At 57.5% G+C, this 24,359-nt stretch carries 20 protein-coding genes and 1 pseudogene; 12 read left to right on the top strand and 9 right to left on the bottom strand.

Features of this window, described 5'->3' with window-relative positions; translation table 11 throughout:
• Positions 1 to 42 precede the first annotated feature (42 nt).
• The 5 genes from JCM17844_RS13530 (at position 43) to JCM17844_RS13560 (ending at position 4,227) form a co-directional block, all read left to right on the top strand.
• A complete protein-coding gene (locus JCM17844_RS13530) occupies positions 43 to 639 on the top strand; it encodes a YcbK family protein (protein ID WP_150001435.1) in 597 nt (198 codons plus the stop codon).
• Entirely contained in the window at positions 636 to 884 is a 249-nt protein-coding gene (locus tag JCM17844_RS13535; protein ID WP_150001436.1) for a hypothetical protein, read from the top strand. Before JCM17844_RS13530 ends, JCM17844_RS13535 begins: the two co-directional genes overlap by 4 nt.
• A gap of 716 nt (positions 885 to 1,600) precedes the next feature.
• Entirely contained in the window at positions 1,601 to 2,932 is a 1,332-nt protein-coding gene (locus tag JCM17844_RS13550; RefSeq protein ID WP_150001438.1) for a nucleoside 2-deoxyribosyltransferase, read from the top strand.
• Complete coding sequence (locus JCM17844_RS13555) at positions 2,929 to 3,549, top strand: 7-cyano-7-deazaguanine synthase (protein WP_150001439.1); 621 nt, start codon at positions 2,929 to 2,931, stop codon at positions 3,547 to 3,549. The genes JCM17844_RS13550 and JCM17844_RS13555 overlap by 4 nt, the downstream gene beginning before the upstream one ends.
• Before the next feature lie 15 nt (positions 3,550 to 3,564).
• Complete coding sequence (locus JCM17844_RS13560) at positions 3,565 to 4,227, top strand: HhH-GDP family DNA glycosylase (protein WP_210432021.1); 663 nt, start codon at positions 3,565 to 3,567, stop codon at positions 4,225 to 4,227.
• A gap of 30 nt (positions 4,228 to 4,257) precedes the next feature.
• Here JCM17844_RS13560 and JCM17844_RS13565 read toward each other — a convergent pair whose 3' ends face one another.
• The 8 genes from JCM17844_RS13565 to JCM17844_RS13600 form a co-directional block, all read right to left on the bottom strand.
• A complete protein-coding gene (locus JCM17844_RS13565) occupies positions 4,258 to 4,974 on the bottom strand; it encodes a M48 family metallopeptidase (RefSeq protein ID WP_150001441.1) in 717 nt (238 codons plus the stop codon).
• A complete protein-coding gene (locus JCM17844_RS13570) occupies positions 4,971 to 8,186 on the bottom strand; it encodes a type I restriction endonuclease subunit R (protein WP_150001442.1) in 3,216 nt (1,071 codons plus the stop codon). Before JCM17844_RS13570 ends, JCM17844_RS13565 begins: the two co-directional genes overlap by 4 nt.
• Before the next feature lie 142 nt (positions 8,187 to 8,328).
• Positions 8,329 to 9,060, bottom strand: coding sequence for a DUF3800 domain-containing protein (locus tag JCM17844_RS13575; RefSeq protein WP_150001443.1), 732 nt, complete (start codon positions 9,058 to 9,060; stop codon positions 8,329 to 8,331).
• Complete coding sequence (locus JCM17844_RS13580; RefSeq protein ID WP_210432022.1) at positions 9,053 to 10,252, bottom strand: restriction endonuclease subunit S; 1,200 nt, start codon at positions 10,250 to 10,252, stop codon at positions 9,053 to 9,055. Before JCM17844_RS13580 ends, JCM17844_RS13575 begins: the two co-directional genes overlap by 8 nt.
• Positions 10,245 to 11,261, bottom strand: coding sequence for a virulence RhuM family protein (locus tag JCM17844_RS13585; RefSeq protein ID WP_150001445.1), 1,017 nt, complete (start codon positions 11,259 to 11,261; stop codon positions 10,245 to 10,247). The genes JCM17844_RS13580 and JCM17844_RS13585 overlap by 8 nt, the downstream gene beginning before the upstream one ends.
• Positions 11,254 to 12,771: a type I restriction-modification system subunit M gene (locus tag JCM17844_RS13590; RefSeq protein WP_150001446.1), complete on the bottom strand. Its 1,518-nt coding sequence runs from the start codon at positions 12,769 to 12,771 to the stop codon at positions 11,254 to 11,256. The genes JCM17844_RS13585 and JCM17844_RS13590 overlap by 8 nt, the downstream gene beginning before the upstream one ends.
• On the bottom strand, positions 12,768 to 13,373 hold the full coding sequence (locus JCM17844_RS13595; RefSeq protein ID WP_150001447.1) for a restriction endonuclease subunit S domain-containing protein: 606 nt from the start codon (positions 13,371 to 13,373) through the stop codon (positions 12,768 to 12,770). Before JCM17844_RS13595 ends, JCM17844_RS13590 begins: the two co-directional genes overlap by 4 nt.
• 142 nt (positions 13,374 to 13,515) lie before the next feature.
• Positions 13,516 to 13,728: a helix-turn-helix transcriptional regulator gene (locus tag JCM17844_RS13600; protein ID WP_150001448.1), complete on the bottom strand. Its 213-nt coding sequence runs from the start codon at positions 13,726 to 13,728 to the stop codon at positions 13,516 to 13,518.
• Between the two features lie 339 nt (positions 13,729 to 14,067).
• On the opposite strand from JCM17844_RS13600, the gene JCM17844_RS13605 reads away from it, so the two are divergent.
• Positions 14,068 to 14,355 (top strand): hypothetical protein, encoded by a 288-nt coding sequence (locus JCM17844_RS13605; protein ID WP_150001449.1) that lies wholly within the window; start codon positions 14,068 to 14,070, stop codon positions 14,353 to 14,355.
• Here the strand turns inward: JCM17844_RS13605 and JCM17844_RS17450 are convergent.
• Positions 14,353 to 14,568: pseudogene (locus tag JCM17844_RS17450) on the bottom strand (AAA family ATPase); the annotation flags it as partial. The gene JCM17844_RS13605 and the pseudogene JCM17844_RS17450 overlap by 3 nt on opposite strands.
• 271 nt (positions 14,569 to 14,839) lie before the next feature.
• On the opposite strand from JCM17844_RS17450, the gene JCM17844_RS13615 reads away from it, so the two are divergent.
• From JCM17844_RS13615 to JCM17844_RS13635, 6 genes are all read left to right on the top strand, one after another.
• Entirely contained in the window at positions 14,840 to 17,641 is a 2,802-nt protein-coding gene (locus JCM17844_RS13615; protein WP_210432024.1) for a TM0106 family RecB-like putative nuclease, read from the top strand.
• A gap of 100 nt (positions 17,642 to 17,741) precedes the next feature.
• Positions 17,742 to 18,152 carry an AAA domain-containing protein gene (locus JCM17844_RS15535; RefSeq protein WP_210432025.1) on the top strand — a complete coding sequence of 137 codons (411 nt, stop codon included), beginning with the start codon at positions 17,742 to 17,744 and terminating at the stop codon, positions 18,150 to 18,152.
• Positions 18,149 to 18,478: a DUF4357 domain-containing protein gene (locus JCM17844_RS15540; RefSeq protein WP_210432026.1), complete on the top strand. Its 330-nt coding sequence runs from the start codon at positions 18,149 to 18,151 to the stop codon at positions 18,476 to 18,478. Before JCM17844_RS15535 ends, JCM17844_RS15540 begins: the two co-directional genes overlap by 4 nt.
• 30 nt (positions 18,479 to 18,508) lie before the next feature.
• Positions 18,509 to 19,753: a sacsin N-terminal ATP-binding-like domain-containing protein gene (locus tag JCM17844_RS13625; protein WP_150001450.1), complete on the top strand. Its 1,245-nt coding sequence runs from the start codon at positions 18,509 to 18,511 to the stop codon at positions 19,751 to 19,753.
• Positions 19,754 to 19,779: 26 nt separating this feature from the next.
• Positions 19,780 to 20,754 carry a hypothetical protein gene (locus tag JCM17844_RS13630; RefSeq protein ID WP_150001451.1) on the top strand — a complete coding sequence of 325 codons (975 nt, stop codon included), beginning with the start codon at positions 19,780 to 19,782 and terminating at the stop codon, positions 20,752 to 20,754.
• Complete coding sequence (locus JCM17844_RS13635) at positions 20,715 to 24,095, top strand: DUF3883 domain-containing protein (protein WP_150001452.1); 3,381 nt, start codon at positions 20,715 to 20,717, stop codon at positions 24,093 to 24,095. The genes JCM17844_RS13630 and JCM17844_RS13635 overlap by 40 nt, the downstream gene beginning before the upstream one ends.
• Positions 24,096 to 24,359 lie beyond the last annotated feature (264 nt).

Consider the following 24,359-nt stretch of genomic DNA (forward strand, 5'->3'; position numbering starts at 1 on the left):
AGCCCGCCATTCGGCGGGCTTTTTTGTGCCCGGAGAACAAGCATGACGACGAGCTACTTCAAGCACTGGCGCGATGTGCCTGAGCGCGCGTGGCGCTGGAAGAATTTCTCTCCCGCGGAGATCGCCTGCCGAGGCAGTGGCTCTCTGCGGATCAACGAAGAAGCGCTCGACAAGCTCCAGGCGCTGCGCGACCGGCTTGGCAAGCCGCTGATCGTCCGTTCGGCCTACCGCAGTCCGGCGCGCAACCGGGCCGTGGGCGGCGCACCGCGCTCGAAGCACATGGAGGGTACGGCCTTTGACATCGCCATGGCGAACCACGATCCGGTCGCGTTCGAGACGGCGGCGCGGGCGGTAGGCTTTCTCGGGTTCGGCTTCTACCCGCGTTCGGGCTTCATGCACATTGATCTCGGTCCGGCGCGGCAATGGGGCGAGCGCTTCCCGGTGCAGGCAACTGCATTCGCTGCGGAAACGCCGCCCGCCGCTGGCGTCGAGGTGGTGCAGAACGCACTGGCCGAGACGCAGTCCGCCATCCTGCCGCTCGTGCCCTATCTCGACACGCTGCGCTGGGTGTTCATCGCCGTGGCGCTAGCGGGCATCGCGGTCGCCATCTACGACGACTGGAGGCGGGGTCGTCGATGATCACCGCGCTACTCACCGGGCTTGCCGTCAGCCCTTGGGCGCGGGCGGCTCTGCGCTACGGCGCCATCGCGCTTGCGGTGCTCCTGTTCCTGCTCGCGCTGCGGCGCTCCGGCGAGCGTGCGGGACGCCTCGCCGAACGCTTTGAGACCACGGAGAAGTCCAATGAAATCCAACGCCGGATGCTCGATGCAGCGGCTCGCCGTCCTCGCGATCGCGACCGTCTGCCTACCGGTGGTCGAGTATAGCCGAGACTTCCAGGCGCGTGCGGCCGACGAGCTCCATCTGCTGCCAGAGGGGTCGGCAATCGCCGAAATGCTCGCCGACTATAGCGTCATGCGGGATCAGGCACGGGCGTGCCGGTGATTCTGCCATCTGCACAACAGGCTCGCACATCGTGTTTGTTCGGGCCAGTTCTTGCGCTTCTGCGGACCGGGGAGCAAGCGGTCCCGGAGTTCGAAAAACTTCAAATAAAGACCTAGCGGAGATTGCCGCTCGCGACGGGAGGCCACGATTAATCGCTTGCAATCCAGAATCAGGCGAAAGATCATTGCTTAATCATAAAGGAATGGTTTGAGGTATGATATGGGCAGCACTGGTTCTGGAAGCTTCTCGGATTACCCTGGCTCTCGCCCGAAAGAAGGAGGCCAAGGAGCCGGGGGTGGCGGCGCCAGTGGGGAGGACCGTTGTTCGCGAGCTTTTCATGCGTCCTGGAAGAGGTCGAGCACTGCGACTACTTTTCCGCGAACGGGGGCGTGCCTCCGGCGAACACGGCGCTGTCCATTGAACAGCGAGGCAGGCTCTTCGCCGTTGATGCGGGTGGCCAGAGTGTAGGGGCACTGCCAACCAGGTACAACTACTTGGCCGACTGCATGGCTGCAGGCTTCACTTATGAGGGGCGCGTCAATGCCTCGACGTCGACTCCAGTTGCATCCGTCAACGTAGACTTCGCGCCGCGCCGGATATGAATGCCAATTATGACTTCCTTCTGGTCGGCGAGATCTATGTAGACTTCACCCTGCCGAAGCCAGATGCGGGCAGCAAACTACGGCTAGGCGGAATCGTTCACGCAGCACGTGGCCTATGGGCAACCAACGTGAAGTTTGCCGTCGCCGCGGTATGTCCTGGCTATCTGGTAGATCAAGCGCGCGCCTACCTTGAAGTACTCGGGTGTACTGAATTTATCTGGCTGGCGGAGGTAAGGGGTGCGCCAAACCTCATGGCCATTGGCGATCCAACCGAACTTGCGGATCAAGCCTACCAAGACATCTTGAGAGACGAAAAGTCGGTCAGCTATTTGGGCGATATCGCAGGTATCAAAGCGTTCAAGACCTGTCTGATTTTCCCCGGCAAGTACGATCTCACCTTTCTGAGATCCCTACTTTCCGAGGATGTGGAGGTAAGTTTCGATATCGCCTATGATCTTCCCGACCTTGATCTGCTCTCGTCGTTCAAGGAAAACCTCGCCGCAATAATCATTTCCACATCATCTCCGATGTTCCAGGGAAGAGGATCGGAGGATGTGTCTGGCTTGTTGAATGATCTGCGTGACCTGTCGCCGCGTGTCTTTCTGCTGAAGGAAAATCGCGGCGGTAGCCGCGTGTTCGATGTCCGTACTGGCGGCATAGAGGAGGTTCCGGCACTTCTCGGCGAAACCGTCAACTCGGTCGGTGTTGGTGATGTCTATTCGGCTGTATTCGTCTCCCTGCTTGGCGAGGGTGCCTTTGACGCCGGATGGAAGGCAGCGCGCGCCGCGACCTGCTACGCCCAGACGACCTACCCGGATGACTTCAAACGGGATGTTCAGCGCAGCCTCGCGCTCTCCGTCGATCAGATGCGTGGCCTCGGCGGAACGGTCCTGCCTTGGCACGTACGGCCAGCTTTCCAGATATACTTCGCCGCGCCCGATTTTTCCTACATCGACCGAACGCACATCGAAGAGGCCCTGAGAGCGCTCGCCTACCACAATTTTCGGCTCCGCCGTCCGGTACAAGAGAACGGAGAGCTAAACCCGCAAAGCCCAATGCATGAGATGCGCGCCACGTATTTGGGTGACCTTGGCCTTCTTGAGGAGTGCGATCTTGTCTTCGCGCTACCTCTGGAGCGCGATCCCGGCACCCTAGTTGAAATCGGGCTAGCCCTAGCGGCCAAGAAGCCTGTAATCACCTATGATCCGCTCAAGGAGAACGCCAACACCATGGTAATGGCGGGCAGCACGGTTTACTCGGATAAGCTCGATACCTGCCTGAATGGCCTCTTCGAGGCTTTGTCGCGGCTGAGGGTGATGCGACCATGAATCAGGCTGTTGTCATGGTTTCCGGCGGGCTCGATTCGACAACAGTCTGCTATCTGCTGGTTCGCGAAGGGATAGAAGTTTACCCCATCTTCTTCGACTATGGCCAGCACTGTGCCAAGACAGAATGGGCGAAGGTCCGAGAGGTCCTTCCGCAGAAGGCGTTGCCACCCGAGCGCCTGAATATCTCGGATCTCTTCAAGGGGTCGTCATCACGGATGATCCAGGAGGCAGACCTTTGGAAGGAAGCTGTCTCTGATGACGACCTGTATGTCCCCTACCGGACTATGCTGTTCTTTGCTGCGGCGGCAGCTCGTGCCCAGACGCTTCAAGTTCTCAACGTGTACTCGGGCTTTATCAATAGCAACCATGCCAAGGAAATCGACTGCAGTACCGCCTTCATGAACGGTCTTGAAGAGCTTTCCAGTGGCGTCGGCGCTGTGCGCTTTCATGCGCCTTTCCGAGAGAAGACCAAAGCCGATGTCGTCCGCCAAGCGTTGGAGCTTGGGGTGCCCATCGGGCGAACGTTCTCCTGTCAGGCATCGAGCTCGTTTCCTTGCGGGGCCTGCCCCAACTGCGTGGAGAGACTGAACGCCTTGGTAGAAGCAGGCATCGCGTGATCAGGTATGAGAAAAATGACATTACAGACGAATTACTTGGACGTCCTGTACGCCGCCCGGCGCGTTGCGGACCATGCTGTTCGAGCTGGCGTTCTGGATTCACGCGTATCTTGCAGACCTGTCTATCATCACATGGGAGCGGTGCTTGCTGACTCCGTTCTACAAGCTGGGCTTAATTATGCAAAAGTAGTGCAGCCGCGCATCGCAACTATTCTTAGGACGTTCCCTCATGCCACGACCATGAAAATCTTGATCGAAGTGATCGAGATGGAGGGAAGTTCAAGGTTCCTGCAATGGGAACATCGGGAGAAGGTCTCGCGTTTCGAAAGCCTGATCGGTTTCGTGGCTGAGGCAGAAATTGAAAGCACATTTGAACTCGGAGAAGCGCTCCAAGATGAATGCTTTCGGGCAGACATTCAGCGAGTGAGAGGAGTCGGTCGAAAAACCGTTGACTATATGGCCTGTCTGGTAGGTGTGGATTGCATTGCTGTGGATCGTCACATTCGCGGCTTTGCTCAATTCGCAGGCTTGGAGGACGGCAGCTATGAATATCTGCGCGATGTGTTCGGCTTCGCGGCAGATCTATTGTCCATCTCTCGGCGTGAATTTGATGCTAGTATATGGCACTACCAGTCGGAAAAATACTCTCGACAACTTTCGCTTGAGTTCGCGCAGTAATACTAATCGCACCATTCCGCATAAGAAGGCTCACGCCATTCTTTGTTCAAGCCGGTGCTTGCGCTTAGGCCAATCGGGTAGGACGCGGTCGAGCAGTTCAAAGAACTCCGGTCCGTGGTGTGGTACGGCAATGTGGCAAAGCTCATGCGTGATGACATAATCAATCGCATCCAGTGGTGCCTCGATCAGGCGGCGATTGAGTAGCAGGCGAGCGCCCGGAGACATCGAACCCCACCGCTGGCGAAGTTGACGAACGATCAAACCCTTGGGACGGAAATCCTCGAGGGAAGGGAAGCGCAGAAGATTGATCTCGAGGCGCTCGGCGAATTTCACATGTGCACGCTGCCGATACCAAGCCTCGACAAGCTCGCGCGTGACCTCGGCCCTCTCGGGCCTATGCGTTTGAACGACGATGAAGCCACGGACGAGCTTTACCCCCGCCTGGACGTGGGGCACCACCTTCAGCCGATACTGGCGTCCGAGGTAGAGATGAGTCTCCCCTGCCACGTACTGGCGATCCGGGGTGCGCGGAAGGAACTGGCTGAAATATCGCTGCTGACGTCGGATCCAGGCAGCGCGCTTGCGCACTTTCTCCTCGATCGCGACCAGTGGCGCATCCTGCGGGGCAGCGACGATAACCGAGGTATCCGGCTCGACAGCTATTTCCAGTGTCGTCCGTTCACGGCGCACGATGGTGAAGTCGATTCTGTGTTCACCGTACTGGACGCTGTGTCGTTCGGTTGTCATCCTGGAAACCGCGCCTGCGCGAGGTCCATGATCTTGAGCTCCAGGTCGTCCATCACCTCGACAGGCAACTCGATGCCGCGTTCGTCGCGAAGGACGTCGAAGAAATAGTCGTCGATGGCGTTGCGCATCTTGTTCTGAGCGATGTCGTTGGACCAGACGTCGACGATGTGATGAGCCTTTATGATGTCGATTATGGTGAGCGCGATCGATGCAACCTCATCCGCCTCGATCGGTTTGCCGTCTTTGGTCGCGAGCGTGCCTTCAAGGATCCCGAAAAATGCCTGCCCGTCGTCGTTGCCCTTGATCGCATCCGGCACCTCGCGCCCCCGGTCCTTGCGCGCGACTTTGCTCGCCAGATCGACAACGTTCTTGAGGTAATCCCGCTCGGAAATCCGTTTGGCCCGATAGTCGCGGATGGTCTCCTCCAGCAGCTCAGAGAACTTGCGGTAGAAAGTCGGGTCCTCGTCCATCTTTTCGGTGATGGTCCGGCGCGTCGCACTGGCGATCCGGTCCGCCCTTGATGCCTCGGAGACGCCCGTTTCCTCCACCACGGCCTTCAGGGCGTCCGGGTCGTTGATGTTGACCATCTCGATGATCGTCTCGGCCGGCATGGCAACCACATGGTCATCAAGCAGCTTCTGGATCTTCGGCTCGAACTCCTTGACGTCGATGGTCTCCTGGTAGCGCAACTGAACCGAGCGCCGCAGTTCGGAAAACTGCTTCCAGTCCCGCTTCATGGCGTCGATCTTCGATTCGTCGAAGACGTCGAAGAGCTTGTCCGACGACAGCGAGATATGGAGGCAGCGGCTGAACGCCTTCAGTCGTTCATAGAATTCCTGCCGCATCGCCTCATTGGCCAGGAACTGTTCGAACTGCTCCATGTCCTTCTTGTTCTTGACCGGCTTGAAAAGGTCCCAGAGCTGATCGTGCAGCTGGGGCAGCTTCCGGATTTCCTCGCGCACGTCGTGGACCGTGCCGGCGAGATCGGCGGCGTCAAAGCCCTCGAAAGCGCTGTAGGTGTTAAGCGCCGTGTCCAACTCCCCAAGCAAACCCTCATAGTCGATAATGAAGCCGAACTGCTTCTCGGTCGCGCCGTCTTCGTAGAGCCGGTTCACGCGGGCGATCGCCTGCAGCAGGTTATGTTCGCGCAGCGACTTGCACACATAGAGCACGGTATTTCGTGGCGCATCGAAACCGGTCAGCAGCTTTGAAACCACGATCAGAATTTCCGGATCGCCGGATCCCTTGAACGCCTCGATGATCTGCCGTGTGTATTCGTCCTCGGTCTTGTACCGGGCCATCATCTGCGCCCAGAACCCGCGCACAAGGTCCTTCGATTCCTTATCGACCTCCTCGTTGCCCTCGTTGTCATCGGGCGGTGAGATGACGATTTCGCTGGTGACGTGCCCGATCTCGTCGAGCACTTCCTTGAAGCGGACAGCTGCCGCCTTGGATGGAGCCACTAGCTGCGCCTTGAACCCCGTGCCTTGCCAGTGCTGGCGAAAGTGTTCGGAGATATCGAAGGCCTTCGCTCGGATTGCCTGGCCGGTCTTCGACAGGGCGTCCATGCGCGAGAATTTGCGCTTCAGGTCGGCCTTCTGGCTGGGGGTCAAGCCCTCACTGATCTTGTCGAACCATTTGTCGATCACGCCGCCATTGACCTGCTGCTCGACAAGCCGCCCCTCATAGAGCAGCGGCACGACGGCTCCATCAGCAACAGCCTCGTCGATCGCGTATTTGTGGATCAGGCCGCCAAAAGTCGAGAGGGTATTCTTCTCCTTCTTCAGGAGCGGCGTTCCGGTGAAGCCGAGATAGCAGGCCTTCGGCAGCAGCCGGCGCATCCGTGTGGCGAACTGGCTGTGACCGCCATAGCGCCCGGTCTGCGAGCGATGGCTTTCATCGACCAGGACGAACACATTGGCGTCCTCATCGACATCTTCAGCGGCTTTGGCTGCCGTATCGAATTTGTTGATGATGGTGGTGACGAGCGGTGTCCGGTTACGGATCAACTCGATCAGATGAGCGCCGCTGGTCGCCCGTACAGGTTCGAGCTCACAGGACTTGAACGTGTCCTTGATTTGCTTGTCGAGATCGTCGCGGTCGGTGACGATCAGAATGCGCGGATTGGGAATGGCCTTATCGAGCGCGAGGGACCGTCCCAGCATCACCATCGTCAGCGACTTGCCCGACCCCTGGGTGTGCCAGATCACGCCACCCTTGCGGCGGCCATCCAGATTGAACTGGCGGACGCGTTCAACAGCCTTGCGGATCCCAAAGAACTGCTGGTGGCGCGCGACTTTGCGAGCACCGCCATCGAACACGGTGAAACGGCGAACGAGGTCCAGCAGCCTTTCGGGGCGGCACAGCGCGTGAATGGCACGGTCCTGCGCCGTGAGCGCGCGCGGACCCTCTGCCGCCAGCGCCTCGAAATGGGCGCGCGCGAAGGCGAAATCGCCCGAGAAGACCGCATCGGCCTCCGCCGCTGTAAGAGGGTGATTGGCTTGTCGGTAGATGGTCTCGTCCAGGTCTTCCTCATCCCGCCACGTCTGCCAGAACTGCCATGGAGTTCCCACGGTGGCATATCGCGCCTCGACACGGTTCATCACCATGAGAAGCTGCGCAAAGTGGAACAGCTGCGGAATGTTGTCCTCATTCTGATAACCGATCAGCTGGCTACCAGCCTTCTTAAGGCTCTCGGTCGGTCGCTTGTTCTCGATCACCAGGAACGGAATGCCGTTCACGTAAGCAACGATATCGCACCGCCTGGTCTGGGTGCTGGCCGTGCGCTCGACGGAGACTTCGGCCGTCACGTGATAAACGTTGTTCGACGGCGTATCCCAATCGATGTAGCGGAACGAATAGGACTTGGAGTCCCCCTGGATCGTCTTGGTGATGGTCGTGCCGAGGACGAGGGTGTCGTAGATGTCCTGGTTGGTCCCGCGCAGGCCCTTTTGCCGGTCAGGCGTGGGTTTCAGCCGGCGAATGGCCTCATGCGCATCCTCGAGGTCAAACGGATAGTCCCGCCCCCGATGGGTAAAGCTGTTGATCTTCAAGAGTTGGTCGGCAAGGATATCGTCGAGCACCACATTGCGCAAACGGCCACCGCGCAGACGCACGGCCTCGGCCTGGGACAGCGGCGTGAACCCCAGCGCCACCAGCAGCTGAAGGGCGGGGATCTGGGACTGGTGTTTCTCGGCGGCGATGAAGGTCATGGGGCGCACTCCGGGCTCCGGAATAACTTGCGGTTAAGGGGCTCTGTGGCTATATATGGTTCAAAGGATTGGGCATTTCCCGGTCGACAAAGGGGTCCTGGAGCTTCCGGGGCCTCTTTGTTTTTCTCGGCCTGACAAGCGCTTAGGGGAAGCATTTGAGGTCTCTCAGCTTGGGCCGGATGATGTCGAACGCGCGGTTCGGTTGGCCGGGGCGCAGCTGTGACAGCGCGATGGGCCGGGCCGTCAGGTCTGCCAGCTGCAGACCCGACGCGTTCGCGGCCTTTGGAATGAAGACCGGCTGGAAGTCGAAGCGGCTGAAGTCATGACGCCAATAGCCCCAATGGTTGTCATTCCCGGCGATGCGGCGGAACTCCCGCTCAAGCTCTGCATCCTCCTTGGCGCCCCGGCTCTCGAAGACGACATGCACAGTCTTCCCGTGCTGGTCCTCCTCCGCCAGCATCATGTGCAACCGCTCCATGCAGAAATGCAGGGCGATCTCGTAGGGGTTCCAGGGGTTTGCGTATCTCTCCCGGTGCTTCTCCTTGTGGATGACCGAGGCGAAGATCGTCATCGGCGCGGTCTCGATGAGCGCGTTCAACTCCTTCATGAAGCGTGTCCGCAAGGCACGGTCGGTGCGCAACAGGCCGAAGGGGCCGAGGCTCTTGCGGATTTCATGCTCGTGCAGCACGACGGTGTCGTGACCCCAAATGCCAAATTTGAAGCCCTGCATTGCGGGAACGATTTCCGCCGTGTAGGCATCCTTGCGCATGACACAAAATGTCAGGGCGAACATCGGATATTGCGGGTCAATATTGACCATCCCGTGATCGCCGCTCTCGTCGGCATAGACAATGTAATCGGAGAAGTCAGGCAACCGACACCTCCAGCTTCACCCGCCACTCGCCTGTCAGCAGCTTTTGCATCAGGCCGCGCTTCTGGCGGGTCAGGGCTTCGATATCTTCATCGAGCAACGCCAGCTCCTGCTTTGCGGCCGTCATGGCCCGCGCGATTTTCCGCTGCTCGTCAATCGGCGGGACCGGCACTCGGCAGCTGTAGAAGTCGTCGGAATATAGGTTGAGCAGCCCGTCATTGCGGACGCCCGAATTGATCAGACGCGAGAGCTGGTGGTTCAGCGCGCCGGCGGCAAAGAGATGCTCGTAGAACTCCGGGTCAAGCCCCGGCTTCAGCGCGAAGCAGTAGTAGACGAAGGGTACCAACGCCGTGGGGCGGTCGAGACGGAAGACACAGCCGTAGGGCGCGGTCTTGGAGTTACCCTTGTTATAGGCGAACTCGCCCTCATGCAGCAGCGTGTAGCGCTCGACGCTTCGACCCGCCATGTCGCGAGCGAACTTGTCGGACTGCATGAGGAAGCCCGACTTCGCCGAGATCGTCATGACGGGATGATTGTTGCCTGCACTCTTGCGCCGAACTGGGGTTGAAACCGCAGACAGGGCCTTGAGAGGCCACCGCTCGGGGAAGGCGCCACCACGCCCCATGATCTGCTGCTTAAGTCCTGTGAACCGATTCTGCTTCGCCGCGCGCAGCGCTTCCAGCTTCTCGATGGCCTCGTCCCAGGTCCGCAGGATTTCGGCGATCTTGCGCTGTTCGGGGAGTGGGGGGAGCGGGAGTGGTGTCGATTTCAATAGATCAGTATCGAGCCGACCCGTGCCGTGCCCGGCGCTATCAACATGCCGAAGAATGTCGGACTTTCTGGCGATGAGAGCGAACGCAAGATACTCGCTGTCGACACCCTCCTTCGCTACGAGAGCCTTGATGTCCTGATTGAAGGTCACGGGCCCGTCGCACAGCACTACCGGCAAGTCTTTGAATAGGCCCATCCCACGCACAAGCACCAAAACGGTTCTGGCGGGGACGACTCGAACGGTATTGGCACCCTCCTCGGTGAGGCTTTCACCCACCCCATTTAGGCGCATGGCCTTCATGTCCTTGACGGTCACCCACGGGATCGGACCACCCCAAAAAGATGACCGTTCCTTATTTGGCGTGCCTCCTGAGTGAAACGTTGCTAATTCGGAGAGCGCGACGCTTTTCCAACCCTCAAGCATCCTCGCTCCCCTTCTTCCGTGCCTTCGCCGTCTTCTCCATCTCCTCCAGTTGAGCAATGTCAGCTTCATCCGCCGCCAGCGCCTCAGCCGCGCGGCGGTTGGCGTCGAACACCTCGAACCGCTCGACGGCCAGCTTCTGGGCTACGTCCATCCGCAGCCGTCCGGCATGGGTCAGCACGTCGCGTTCGTTGAAGGCGAGGAAGGCGTCGAGCTTGTCGGCCCATTCGGCCATGGTCACCGGTCGGCGCCGCTTCGCCTGGTCCTCGGCATAGTCGAGATACATCACCACAATGCGGTTGAGTTCCTCGACCTCCTCCGCCTTCAGGTAGTTCTTGGCGGTGCCGACATCACCCTTGCGCACGACCGAGCCTTTCCAGCTGGTCAGGCCCATGTTGGGCGCCGCCGGGTCGCTGCGGCTTTCGATCAGTTCGGCGGCCGTCTTGCCCGTGACCGCCCAGAGCATCTTGTTTTGCACTTTCTTGAAAAAGGCCTGGGCCTGCTCGGACGTCTTGTCATAGTCGATGGCGGTTGTGTAGAGGTCGCGTACCTTCTGATAGAAGCGCTTCTCCGAAGCACGGATGTCCCGGATGCGGGCAAGCCACTCGTCGAAATAGTCCCATTGCTCCGCCTGCTTCAGCCGGGCGTCGTCCATGGCGAAACCCTTGACCAGGTATTCGCGCAGGACAGTGGTGGCCCAGCGGCGGAACTGGGTGCCGCGCGGGGAGCGGACGCGGTAGCCGACCGCCAGAATGGCGTCCAGATTGTAGACCTTCGTGCGGTATGCCTTGCCGTCCGCAGCAGTTGTCAAGGATTCCTTGACAACTGACTCCGCCGCCAGCTCCCCCTCGGACAGGATGTTGTTGATATGCAGGCTGATGTTCTGCTTGGATGTGTCGAACAGCTCCGCCATCTCCAACTGGGTCAGCCAGACCGTGCCGTCGATAGCCCGCAGGCCAATGGTCGCGGCGCCATCCTCGGTGTTGTATAGGATCAGTTCGCCCTCAGACATCGACGCCCAGCTCCTTCAGGTAGCCAGCCATGCGCCCGCGCACCTCGGCCAGTTCGGCCTCGATCTGGTTGATTTCCTTCTGGAGCGCCGCGACGTCGATTTCCTCCTCTGGCTCAAAGGTATCGACATAGCGGGGGATGTTGAGGTTGAAGTCGTTCTCGGCAATCTCTTCCGGGCTGGCGCGGTGGGAATATTTCTCGATCTCCGCCCGCGCGGCGTAGGTTTCCAGCACCTTGTTGATATGCGTCTCGTCCATCACGTTCTGGGACTTGCCGGGCGTGAATTCCTTGCTGGCGTCGATGAACAGGACGTCGCGGCGGTCCTCGTTCGCGCCGCCCTGTTCGCGGGAGCGGTCGAAGATCAGAATGGCGACCGGAATGCCGGTGGTGGTGAACAGGTTGGCAGGCAGGCCGACAACGGCGTCGAGCAGGTTCTCCTCGATCAGCGCTTTCCGAATCCGCCCCTCTGATCCGCCACGGAACAAGACACCATGGGGTACGATGACGGCCACGCGGCCGGACTGGCGCTTGGCGATCTCGATCATGTGGGTGATGAAGGCATAGTCGCCCTTCGATTTCGGTGGGATGCCGCGCCAGAAGCGGTTGAACCGGTCGGTTTGCGCATTGTCTGCGCCCCATTTTTTGAGCGAGAAGGGCGGATTGGCGACAACAATGTCGAACTTCATCAGCTGGTCGCCTTCAACCAGCGCGGGGCTGTTGAGCGTGTCACACCACTCGATGCGCGCGGCGTCCTTGGCGTGGAGGAACATGTTCATTCGCGCCAGCGCCCAGGTGGCACCGTTCACTTCCTGACCGTAGAGGGCGAAGTTCTCGGACCCGACCTCCTCGGCCGCCCGGATGAGCAGCGATCCGGACCCGCAGGCCGGGTCGCAGATCGTATCACCCGGCTTGGGAGCCGCCAGTTTGGCGAGCAGGCGGGAGACGGCGGAAGGCGTGTAGAACTCGCCGGCCTTCTTGCCCGCGTCCGAGGCAAAGCGTGAGATCAGATAGATGTAGCATTCACCGATGATGTCTTCGGTCACTCGGCTCGGGCGCAGGTCGAGCGCGGGCTTGGCGAAGTCCTCCAGCAGGTTTTTGAGCCGCCGGTTGCGATCCTTCACGCGCCCGAGATTGGCTTCGGAGTTGAAGTCGATGTTGCGGAACACGCCTTCGAGCTTGGCGCGGTTGGCGTCTTCGATCCGCTCAAGCGCGATGTTGATCCGTTCGCCGATATTGGCCTCGTTCCGCGCTTCGTAAAGATCATAGAAGCTGGCACCTTCGGGAAGGAGGAAACGCTCGCGTTCCAGTCGCCGCCGGATCCGGGTTTCATCCCCACCAAACTGCTTGCGGTAGGTTTCAAGGTGATCGTTCCAGTGGTCGGAGATGTACTTCAGGAACAACATCACCAGGATGTAGTCCTTGTATTGCGCGGGATCGACGGCACCACGGAAGGTGTCACAGGCCGCCCATGCGGCGTTATTGATCTCCTGCTGGGTAATCTGATCGGTCATCGGCGCGTCGTTCCTTTCCTCGTTCTGGTGCGCATCCTGCTCGCTCGCTCGACGAGGATCAGGCTCATCATCTTTCTTCGCGTGTCGGCGGCGAGCCGGGACAGTTCCCGCTCTCTTTCGGCCAGCGCATCGACGGCAACGATTCTTTCCTGCGTCTCGATGTCCGGGACATCGAGTTCGAGGTCGTCGAGGCTGGACCGGGGGATCATCCGGATGTTCGTGCCTCGGGCCGCAATGTCGAAGTGACGCTGCGCCGGGGGCTGATTGATCGCCCAAGCGAGAAACTCAGGCGTCACAACATCCAGGTTCGGACGCAGGACCATCAGAGGGAGCACCGCAAGGGCAGGCTCTTTCAGGCGCTCGTCCAGGGCGGAGGCCGTGTTTCGCTCGCCCCGCGATCGGAACACCACGTCGCCGGCGCGCACCAAATATCGGTCTGCAACGCCTTCCAACTGGACGCGCGTAAGGCGCTTCGGATTGATGAAGCCTTTCGGGGAAATATCCCGCAGCTGGATTGCGAGCACGCCCCCGGTGGCCGCCGGCTCCAGTCTGCCGCGAGCGGTATAGCCGGTATGGATTGTGCAGGCGTCAGCGAGGCGCATCGAAATTCCTCTGTAGCTATCACTACAGAAAGTAGGTGCTCGCAAGCCTGCTGTCAATATCAAACTCTGCTGTAGGATCGCCTACTGCATTTTTTATTTTGCCGGACCCATCCAAGTCGCGATGTGGGTCCGGTAGCAACTCTTAACCGTGAGCCTGCGCCCTCTCGTTCGCTGGCGTACACGTCCTCAGCATGGTCTGCTCATATTCCTCAATATCTGATAGCCGGTAAACCACTCGACCGCCGAGTTTCACAAACTTCGGTCCCTCGCCGGTCCAGCGCCACCGTTCAAGCGTACGATGGCTGATCCCCCAACGCGCGGCCAATTGGATTTGGTTTATGCATGTTGCCTTCATTTCCGTTTCCTTTCGCTCAGGCCAGTTTGACTGCGACACAACGAAGGCGTGAAGTGAAAATACTATCAAGGCAATACTGTCCGAAGCGCCAAACGCCGGGCGCTGCGCTGCCTTGTCTTGAACAGAGAAATTCTGCGGTGGCGAGGATTCACTTGCGAATACGAAGGCGTGCTGGCGCGATGTGGATCATACTTCGAGCAAGTTTGTCGAACAGTCCTCTCCCTCCGCCAGTTATCATTCAAGAACCCGAGATAAGGTCCCAGTGGGGGGCCTTTTTTGTTTTGAAGCGGTTTTCGTCTTTTTCGCCAAAAAGCACAAATCAGATCAGACGGACCGCCGATGGTTTGCGGTCATCGCCTGATCGTTTCTGTGGGTCGGGTTTCAAGATTGGCGGTGACGAGTGCGTTGGGCTGCGTGCGTACCTTTGGGATGTGCGATCAGGTGCTCGACGATTCGCGCACTGGCTTTGCCATCGCCATCGGCAATAGCTTGATCAGCGTGGGGAAGCAGCGCCATGGCGGCATCGCAGGCTTCTTCGGTGCGCGGCAGGGCGGCCAAACGCACCTCAAGTGGGGCGTGGCTTGCATTGCCGGTTGGCCGCCAACCGCGAACGAAATCCTCCTATGATAAATTGGGATGGAACTGAACAGCGCGCACTCTTGCCTCGGCTTTCTCGCCCATCAGAGAGTAGGAAAGGCGTTTTGCAAGCCATGTCTTTCCAGTGCTAGGCGGCCCCTGCAAGATCAGGTTTTTCTTGTCTCTCAATCGCCCAAGTATTCGCTTTAGCCGAGACTCTGGTAGAAAGCAGCCATCCGCCATCAATTCATTAATGGAGTATGGCTCTGGTGGCGGCGTCACCGAAACAACATCCAGCCCGTCGTGGAGATCCTCCAGTGCGCGTGAATGTCGTATCCGGCGCAGATGTCTTCTAGGCTGACACCGCCCCACCTAGACGCCGCGATTTGTGTGAGGCGAAGCAGATCTTGCGCTTTGGCGAAAGACAATTTGACCTCCATGTCAGAAATTGACACCATCATAAACTATTGAAGACATTGCGATCTGTTGAGGCGATTCCCTTGGAGAGCCACGTGATGCAAGCTCTGGAGTGACTATGAGGGATCTCGACGGCCGCATATTTCTTTCTGCCTCGGACCTCATGCGTTTCATGGGCTGCCCGCACGCGACTGCCCTTGATTTGAGCCATATGCGTGGTGGGGGGCCGAAACCGGGGGAAGACACCGAAGATGCAGCGCTGCTGCAAAAGCAGGGCGATGCCCATGAGGCGGCGCATCTGGCCCGCCTCAAAGACGCTGGGTGCAGTGTCGTAGAGATCGAGCGCGGCGGACTTGGCGAAAACGCCGAAGCCACGCGCGCGGCGTTGGCCGCTGGCCCCGATGTGGTGTTTCAGGGCGCGTTTCTGTCGGGGAACTGGGGTGGCTGGTCTGACTTCCTGGAGCGTGTCGAGCCCCCCTCGGCGTTTGGACAGTTCAGCTATGAGGTGGCCGATACCAAGCTGAAACGTCGTGCCGATCCCAAACATGTGCTTCAGCTGGTTCTGTACTCTGATCTGTTGGCAGAAATTCAGGGGATGGTACCCGAGTTCGCCCATGTCGAATTGGGCGACGGCACCCGCGCGACGCTGCGCTTGGCCGACTATTCCGCCTATGCGCGCATGGCGCGGCAACGGTTGGAAGCCTTTGTTGCTGATCCGCAGCCGACGCGCCCTATGCCATGTGCCGATTGCGGTCTGTGCCGCTGGGCCGATCATTGCGGAGAGGTTTGGAAGAACGAGGACAGCTTGTCCAATGTTGCGGGTATCAGCCGGGGCCAGGTGAAGAAGCTGGAGGCCGCGGGTGTGGAGACGTTGGAGGCTCTTTCGAAACTGGATCACCCGATCCGTAGCATGGCTGAAAACACGCGGGCCCGTCTGGTTATCCAAGCGCGCTTGCAGCAGGCCCGCAAAACCGGGGGGCCGGATTTTGAGTTGCGCGCAGCACAGCCGGGCAAGGGCTTCGACCTTTTGCCAGAACCCCAGCCTGGTGACCTGTTCTATGACATCGAAGGCGATCCGCACTACGAAGGCGGCCTCGAATATTTGCATGGGATCTGGTTTGATGGGCAGTTCCAGGCCTTCTGGGCCCATGATCATGATGCCGAAGCGCGAGCACTGTCCGATTTACTGTCATTCTTTCGCGCGAGGATTGCGGAGTATCCCAATGCGCGCATCTATCATTACGCGCCATACGAGATCACCGCACTCAAGCGTCTGACGACGAAATACGGGATCGGAGAGGCCTATCTTGACCGGCTTTTGCGGGAACGCCGTTTCGTCGATCTGTTTGCCGTGGTGCGCGGGGGACTGATCGGGTCGGAGCCGAACTATTCCATCAAGTCGATGGAGGCTTTCTACAATCGCAAGCGGGACGGTGAGGTCAAGACGGCGGGTGGCTCGGTCGTGGCCTATGAGCGTTGGCGCGAAACGCAGGACCAGCAGATCCTAGATGAGATCGAAGATTACAATCGTGTTGACTGTATCTCGACCGAGGAGTTACGCGACTGGCTCATTAGCATTCGACCCAACGGCCCTTGGCCGATACTCGCCCCGGACGCCGGAGATAAAGAGGCCGAAGAGGACGCCGATACGCAAGTATTGCGGGACATTCTGGCAGGGTCTGGCTTGCCTCAGGATCGGCAGACTATGCTGTTCAATCTGGGCGTTTTTCACAGCCGCGAGGTGAAACCCGCACAATGGGCTGTGTTCGACAGCGCCGCAAAGGACGGGGATGATCTGCTCGACGATCTCGATGCTCTTGCCGGGCTCGAAGCGGTGGGCCCCGTCGAACCCGTCAAGCGATCCTTCGTTCGCAGCTACACCTATCCAGAACAAGAGACGAAACTGCGGGGCGGCAAAAAGGCGACGGTTCCGGTGTTCGATGGCCCACCCACGACCGTAGGCATCGAGGCGATGGATCGTCGTGCGCGCCAGATCACTGTCAAAGCGGGGCCGGGCAAGGCCCATCTCCTAGCGGATCAACTGACGCTGCATCCGGACTGGCCGCTGAATACAGGCGTCATCGCCTCGGCATTGCGCGATGTAATCACCGATCAGTGTGGCGCGCGGCGGTTCACGGCGGTGAATGATTTGCTGTCGCGCATCGCACCGCGTCTCGGTTCTGGGCCAAGCGCCGATCTTCTTGAGGGCGAAGATCCCGTTGCGGGCACCATTGCAGTGGTGAATGATATGGATGGAACTGTACTGCCGATTCAGGGGCCGCCCGGCACAGGCAAGACCTATGTCAGTGTCCGCGCGATCCTGTCCCTTGTCCGCAAAGGCTATCGCGTCGGAGTTTCTTCGAACAGTCACGAGGCGATCCGCAATGTTCTGATGGGTTGTCTTCTCGCCCTTCAGGGTGATGATCCTGATATCATGTTGGAAAATATCGAATTGGCGCACAAGGTCGGCGACGGTGAGGATGGTTATCCAGACGGATTTTCGGAGATTATCCGCGTCCAATCGTACGCCGATCCTGTGCTGACTCACGCCCATGTCGTAGGCGGTACCGCATGGTTCTTTTCGCGTGAAGACAATGTGCAGGCTTTTGATTGGCTGTTTGTAGACGAGGCGGGCCAAGTCGGACTGGCCAACATGGTCGCCATGGGGCGTGCCGCGCGGAACATCGTGCTGGTAGGTGATCCACGCCAATTGCCGCAGGTCATTCAGGGTGCGCATCCCGCTCCCGCGAACCTTTCGTGCCTGGACTGGATGCTGGGGGAGCATGCGACGATCCCGGCCGACCGGGGCATTTTCCTTCCCACCTCTCGGCGGATGCACCCGGAGGTCTGTGGGTTCATCTCGGAACAGGTCTATGAAGGCAGACTGACCAGCCATCCGATACGGCTCGCCAGCGCGTGACGGGTACGATGCTTCCTGAAGCGGGAGCTTTCTGGGTGCCTGTAGTGCATGAAGCAATGCCCAGGCCGCGCAGGAAGAAGTCGCAGCAATTAGAGAAACCGTGACGGAGTTATTTGGCGGAAGCTGGACAGAGAAGGACGGCAGCACGCGTCCTATGCGCGAGACGGATATTATTGTCGTCGCTCCCTATAACGCGCAGGTGAACGCTCTCCGGGATGCTTTTCCATTAGGCGTCCGCGTCGGGACCGTAGACAAGTTTCAGGGGCAGGAGGCACCGATCTGCCTGGTTTCCATGACTGCATCTTCCGCAGAAGAAACTTCGCGTGGGATGGAATTCCTGTTCTCGCTGAACCGAATCAATGTCGCGGTGTCACGCGCCAAGGGCCTTGCATTGGTCTTCGGTGCACCTCGCCTGCGTGAGGCTAAATGCAACACGGTCGAACAGATGCAACTGGTGAATACGCTTTGCGCTTTACCAGTATTCACACAAAACAAAAGAGGAAATTCATGAGCAAGAAAGATTGGTTTGTAATGCGTCCGCAGAAGGCTCAAGCCTATGGCCGCCCTGAGGCCGACGGCTTCCTTGTCCACAAAGGCTCGACGGCGATGCGCGATGGCTCCCCTAGCGTGAAACGGGATCGCGAGGAGCGTGACCGTCTGGTTCGTCAGGGAATCCTCGTCCCCGACAGTGATCCGGACTTGTATCGCTTTTCGTGCGACCACCTCTTCAGCAGCTCCAGTGCTGCTGGTGGCGTGATCAGGGACGGCAATTGCAGCGGACCGCAGAGTTGGCGCAGGCCTTCTGACAACAAGACACTAAAAGATGCGTCCGAGTAAGACATTTTATACAGACACTATTGAATTCAGGTGAAATTTTCTCAGGCTGATTTTATGAATCTCGTTCCAGAAAATACCCTATCCGATCTTGCCAGGTTTGTCCGTGACGAGACTGGAGGCAAGCTGCGCAGCTTTCTCTATGAATTGGCTGAAGGAGTGACAAACTACCGAACCGTACACAGCCTGACGGAGCAGGTGCAGCATCAATATCATGGACGTTTTGCAATTGAATTGATCCAAAATGCGTATGATGCTGTAGCGCGCGATCCTCAAGCCAATGATGGTGCTGGCAGGATCGAAATGCGTCTCGTTGAAGATCGCGATTTTGGCACGCTCTATGTCGCCAATGATGGACTTCCATTTTCGAGAAGTAATTTCATCAGCGTGTCCCAACTTGGCCAAAGCGACAAGAGCCCTGAGACATCAATTGGCAACAAAGGTATTGGGTTCCGGAGCGTACTGGAAATCTGTGATCGACCCCAAATTTGGTCAAAGCGAGTCCAATCCAGTGAAGTATTTGACGGTTATTGTTTCAGTTTCAATCCGGATTTGGTTCGTTCACTCCTAGAGCCGATTTTGGCGCTGATCGGGAAAAAGGATCTTTCACAAACCGAAGTATGGCTGCAAGATATCGTCGACTGGGACGATGGGCTTCTGGCTAAGTTGCATTCAAGTATTCATCGGCAAGCGGATGCGGCTGGAACCTCAATTGAGAACTGGATTCGGTCGCAACTATCCTATTTGTCGCCATATCTTCTGCCGTGGCCTCTGATGGATCGAGATCGTGTAGATGCGATCGACAGTTTTGAGAAAATGGGTTTTGCGACTGTAGTCGCGTTACCTCTAAAATCATCGAAATCGGCTCAATTGGTTGAGCGTCGACTAACAGAAATCGACTCTAAATCACTGCTGTTTCTCGACAAGCTTCAGAAATTAATCATTTCCGTTCATGGAAACGATCACGTTTTCGAAAGAATTCAGAAAATTCGCCCTCAGGGTCTTCGTCAGTATTCAAAAATCCAGATCAAGTTACACGATCATTCGCAGAAGTTTAGTATCTGGCGGCGCGAGATTAACGTGGCAGACATGCCAGAAGCTGTCCGAGCATCAATCCAGGGCCTTCCTGGTCAATGGCCGAAGCTTACAAAGGTAGAAGTCACTTTGCTGTCGGTGATTGCGAGACGCCAGCGCCCGGCCAACTTAGTATTTTCCTTCCTACAAAGCTGGAATCGGGAGCAGCGGTCCATGTCAATGCACCGTTCTTCGGTGACATGAGTCGAACCCTAATCAACTTTGGGGATGTGTCTGAAGAGTCGGAGGGCGATGCGGTCTATAATGATTATCTGCTTTCCCAGGCCGCAGAACTTGCCGTTGAAGCAATCGAGGAGGATCTGCAGGGCAAGTCTGGGTCTGAGGCTGCGGACATCATAGATCTTCTTTCCCCTAATTCCGGTGATGAGCCTGCCGCAAAACGCTGGCAGGCACATCTGTGCCATGCGGCACAAACAAGGAAAATCGAGATCAAGGATGCACCATGGTTTCTCAGCGACAGAGGATGGGTCGCACTTAGCGAGGCTTCCCTTTTGCCACTCCCCATGGACCCGCAGGTCCTTACTGCCGAGATATTGCGCCAACATGCCGTGTTCCCGGTTTATGCAGCGAATTTGGCCGGTCGCTCAAGTTCCATAGAGTCATTGTCGGATGCTCATGGAATAGACTGGTTGCCACTCCCGGAAGATCAGGCGGCAACGGTTGAGAGTGCAGCTGCTTGCCTACATTCATCGGACTCTGTCGATTGGAAAGGGTTCTGGGAGGATGTTCAGGATATCTTCGCGGATGACTTGTCACCGCTTCAGAAACGTAGATTGCTTTTGTGCACTGACGGTCAGCTACACGCAGGTGGCATCTCTGGATCCGCGATCTATTTCAAGCCCAGACAAACGGGGCCAGACGAGGACGACGGGCCGGGCGATCTGGACATCGATCAGATCCCCAATTCGCTGCGACAGATGATCGCCATCCTTGATCCTGCAGTTCCTGTGAGTGAACTGCGTCAGGGGCGGTTGCACAACACAAAACTGCATAGCGAGCTAAGCAAAGCAGATCTGGTCGGATCATTCCGGCGTGAAAGTGTATTGAACCAGGTTTTAATACCCAATCTACCCTCCCTCCCGGTGAGGTCTGCTGGTTCGGATGCTGATCTTTGCCGTGACGCCCTGTTTTACGGGATCCGCTGGTGCAATCGATGCAGGTCAGGGGCGAGGGGAAAAACGTGAATAAGGCATTGGCCAAGTTGCCCGTCCCTTGCAGAGGTGGATGGTATCGGCTCGAGACCGCAAGTTTTGGGGCGGGATGGGAGGGCACTTCTGGAGGCATTGTCGACCAATACCTCAAGCGCTGCAAGGGGGATAGTACCCGTTCCGTGCGTGAAAAGATGTTGCGGTCTCCAGAACATCGAGATTGGGCTGGGCTTGGGCATACCATCTTGGATCTTTTGAGAGACGCTGGAGTTCACGACGGGCTAAGGCTCTTGGAGATCCCGTCAGAGAGCTGGAATGCTAGATTTCACGCGATCAAGCGCTATTTTCAGATCCCAAAACAACCACCACCTGGTATTAGCCAGACCGCATGGGACAAGACTTTAAAGGCTGCAATTCAAGACGCTAAACCCCGATACAATCAAGGCTACTACGAAATTGGTGATCTGCTTTGGATCCCAGGGTTGGAAGGGTACGAGGAGTTTGATGCAGAAACTCGTGCGGATTTTTTTGATGCCGTGATGGCAAGCGCTAGCGGATGGCAGGGCAACTGGAAAACTCTCTCCATAACTCGTGTTGAGGGCTCCTCAGATTTCTTCACGATCCGATCGCCGCTGCTACAGGCACTAGAGTCACTTGATTGGATTGCCGAACCCAACGACAATGAGACTTGGACTTGGACTTGGACTATAGCGTCAGAGCGCTGGTATGTGCCGAGCCATCACCTTGCTCGCGGGCGGGCCTGGACCCTTGAGCATCTTTCACCTCTACCTGCAGCAATAGCGGAGAAGCTGGATCGGAGTGAAGGTCTCGTGGCCTTCTTGAGCGCGTTAGGGATGCCGATTTACGCACCAGACGAAACGTCTGATGATCCGCGATTGCTGGTCTGCCTTGCGCATACGGCGGAGAAACAAGCGTACCAGAACAGGGATGTATTTATTGGGCAAATCAGAACTGCTTGGAAAGCTTTTCAACCAACCTCCGTCGAAGACTTTCCAGACCGCATCGTGGTTTACGAACCAGACGGTACCCTTGAAGCATTGACGCCAACTGCGGACAAACCAGTATATTTGCCGAATTCGCAAACCACCTTGTCGGCGTTGCGCCACTTCAAGCTTCCTGCCGTCATCATTGAACAGGCGGATGCAAAGCGTCTTTTAGATGGGTTTAAAGAGGCCTACCGTACGGGTGTCCGCAATGCAGCACAGATCCATATGACGCCGCTTTCAGCGGGGGCCAAATGGACAACCGAAGATAGCGTGCCGTTGACCTCTTTCCCGGGGCTAGATGAGGCGATCCCCTTTGTTCTGACAATTGCGGCGTTTCATGGTGTCAATGCCCGAGGAACCTCGGCGACGAGTTTCAACCGCTATCTGGATCATTTTCGGAGGGCCCAAGTTTCTATCGTGCCGGACTTGGAATTGGTGCCCGAAGTTGATGATCGACAGGTGGCAAAACCTCGAGCGCAAAAATCTGTCTGGCTGAAGGCCGAGCGTCGGCTTTTGCTGGACAGCGAATGGCAGGAAGACATCGAGTCGGTGGCAGACACATTCACCCAGATGATAGAACGCGAAGACCTCAAGTTCCAGATCCGAAAGGGTTTGAGTGAGGTTTGGCCCAACCTCGACGAGGTCGCTATTGCGCGTCTCCTCGGGCAAATGGACTTATCGCTTGAGCACTACAGGGAAGTGTTTGAACTCTGGCGCGGGGACCTAGGCCCCGCGGTTGAAAGGCTGTCGCGTCTAATGTGGGTGTTGTCGTGCCCTGAGCAGTCTGCGCAGTTGCAGAAAGCCGATCAAAGGAACCTTATTCTTGCTCCGCTCTGCGCTGTGCTCGGCAGTGATATGCAGGCCGAACGTGTCTTGCAGGCCGCCCTGGAGGCGAGAGATATGTTTGAATTCGGACGCTCTGTGCGCGACTTGTTAGGGAGCAGGGTCGAACTGGCGGCATGGAATGCTGAGTTGGCAAAAGCCGGTGAACCCGAACTGTTGAATCCGGCTGCCGAAAAGGAGTTTTCCAGTCATCGAGAAGCAGCGGCTCTGCATCTCAGACGTATTGTGGCGACGTTAACAGCGGATAATTCGGATGGACCAACCTATCTTAAATCGATTCCACGTATCGAGAGTGTCGGTTGCCCCAACGATGTAGCGCGTGCTTTCTGGAGAGTTCCATTTTCGGAGTTTTTCAAGGCAATCGCAAAGGAGATCATAAGCACCGGTATTACCGATGATCTATCCGAAATCGTTGCGGCCGCAGACTCTCCGGATGCGTTAGCGCGACACCTCGATGAGACCGACCAAATGGCAATCGCTGACCCGTTAGATGTGTCAAGGGACAATAGAAAGCTTGTTGCGGAGGTTCTTGACGAGTTCCGCCTTATTGTGACGGCATGGCACACAGACGCGGGGCGCGAACACTCCGCAGACTGGCTGGACGGATTCCGACCCGATACTCTGATGGCGCAGAACCGTACAATCTACACCGTCCGTTGGACGCAACGTACCGTCTTCGAACTCATTGCCGATGGTTTGCCTGATGCTGCGCCGCAGGACCTTCGCGAACGTCTGAAAAATGCCCAATCTCTGGAGACACTTTCAGAATCCCTGGGAGTTTCGCCCGAGCAACGAGACGGAGCGGCGGCTACGTTGGAAAAAGTCCAACAAGACGCCGCGCGGCGGAAGTCTATGGTCCAAGTCTGTGGGGCAGGCTTCGATAACTCTGAAACCAACATATCTGCTCTTTTCGATCATATCGCCAACCAAATTGATGACGAGAGCCTCACGGACATGCCGGGATTTGATCTGCACGCTCCGCAGATCCCCAAGAAGCCTGACAAGCCGAAGCCCGGGACCACCCGTGACAAAGACAGGAAGACGCGCGTATCGAAACGGCAGAGCAAGAATATGGAAGATTTGATCGGAGCCGCAGGTGAGATCCATGCGTTCAGATGGCTAAGACGAAAATATGGTGCTGCAGCTGTTTCCCCTTCAAATTGGGTATCTGCTTATAGTGAGAAGGCCTATCCAGATAACTCTTCCAACGTTGATGAGGGGCGTGGATGCGATATTTGGTTTATACATGAAGGGTGTACCTACTTCATAGAAGTCAAGTCTACCGTAAACTCCACCGATTCAAACTCCACTGATTATTTCACTCTCGGATCATCGGAGGTGCGCTGTGCACGCAAACTTGGCGGAAGACGGGGGAGAAAGGTGACAGAGGTCTTTTTCATCCTGAGAGTGAACAATGCGCTTTCTATATCGCCAACGTTTACGCTACTTCCCAATCCCTATGACCCAAGATACGCGGACCACTTCGCGATTGCCGATGAGGGAGTGCGTGTGCGCTACCAAGCTTAGGGATTTATATTTAAAATCAGTATAATAGGGGAGGCACGCGGTAGAGAAGGTTAGATGCCAGTCCTGTTCCCTCCGCCAGTTATCATTCAAGAAGTTGAGATAAAGTCCTGATGGGGGCCTTTTTTGTTTTGTCACCCAAAAACACAAATCAGATCAGGTGGACCGCTGATGGTTTGCGATCATGGTTTGATCGTTTCCGTGGGGCGGGATTCAAGATCAGCGGTGACGAGTGCGTTGGGCCGGGTGCGTATTTTTAGGGTGCGT

Source organism: Iodidimonas gelatinilytica, assembly GCF_008579125.1.
Lineage (GTDB): Bacteria > Pseudomonadota > Alphaproteobacteria > Sphingomonadales > Rhodothalassiaceae > Iodidimonas > Iodidimonas muriae.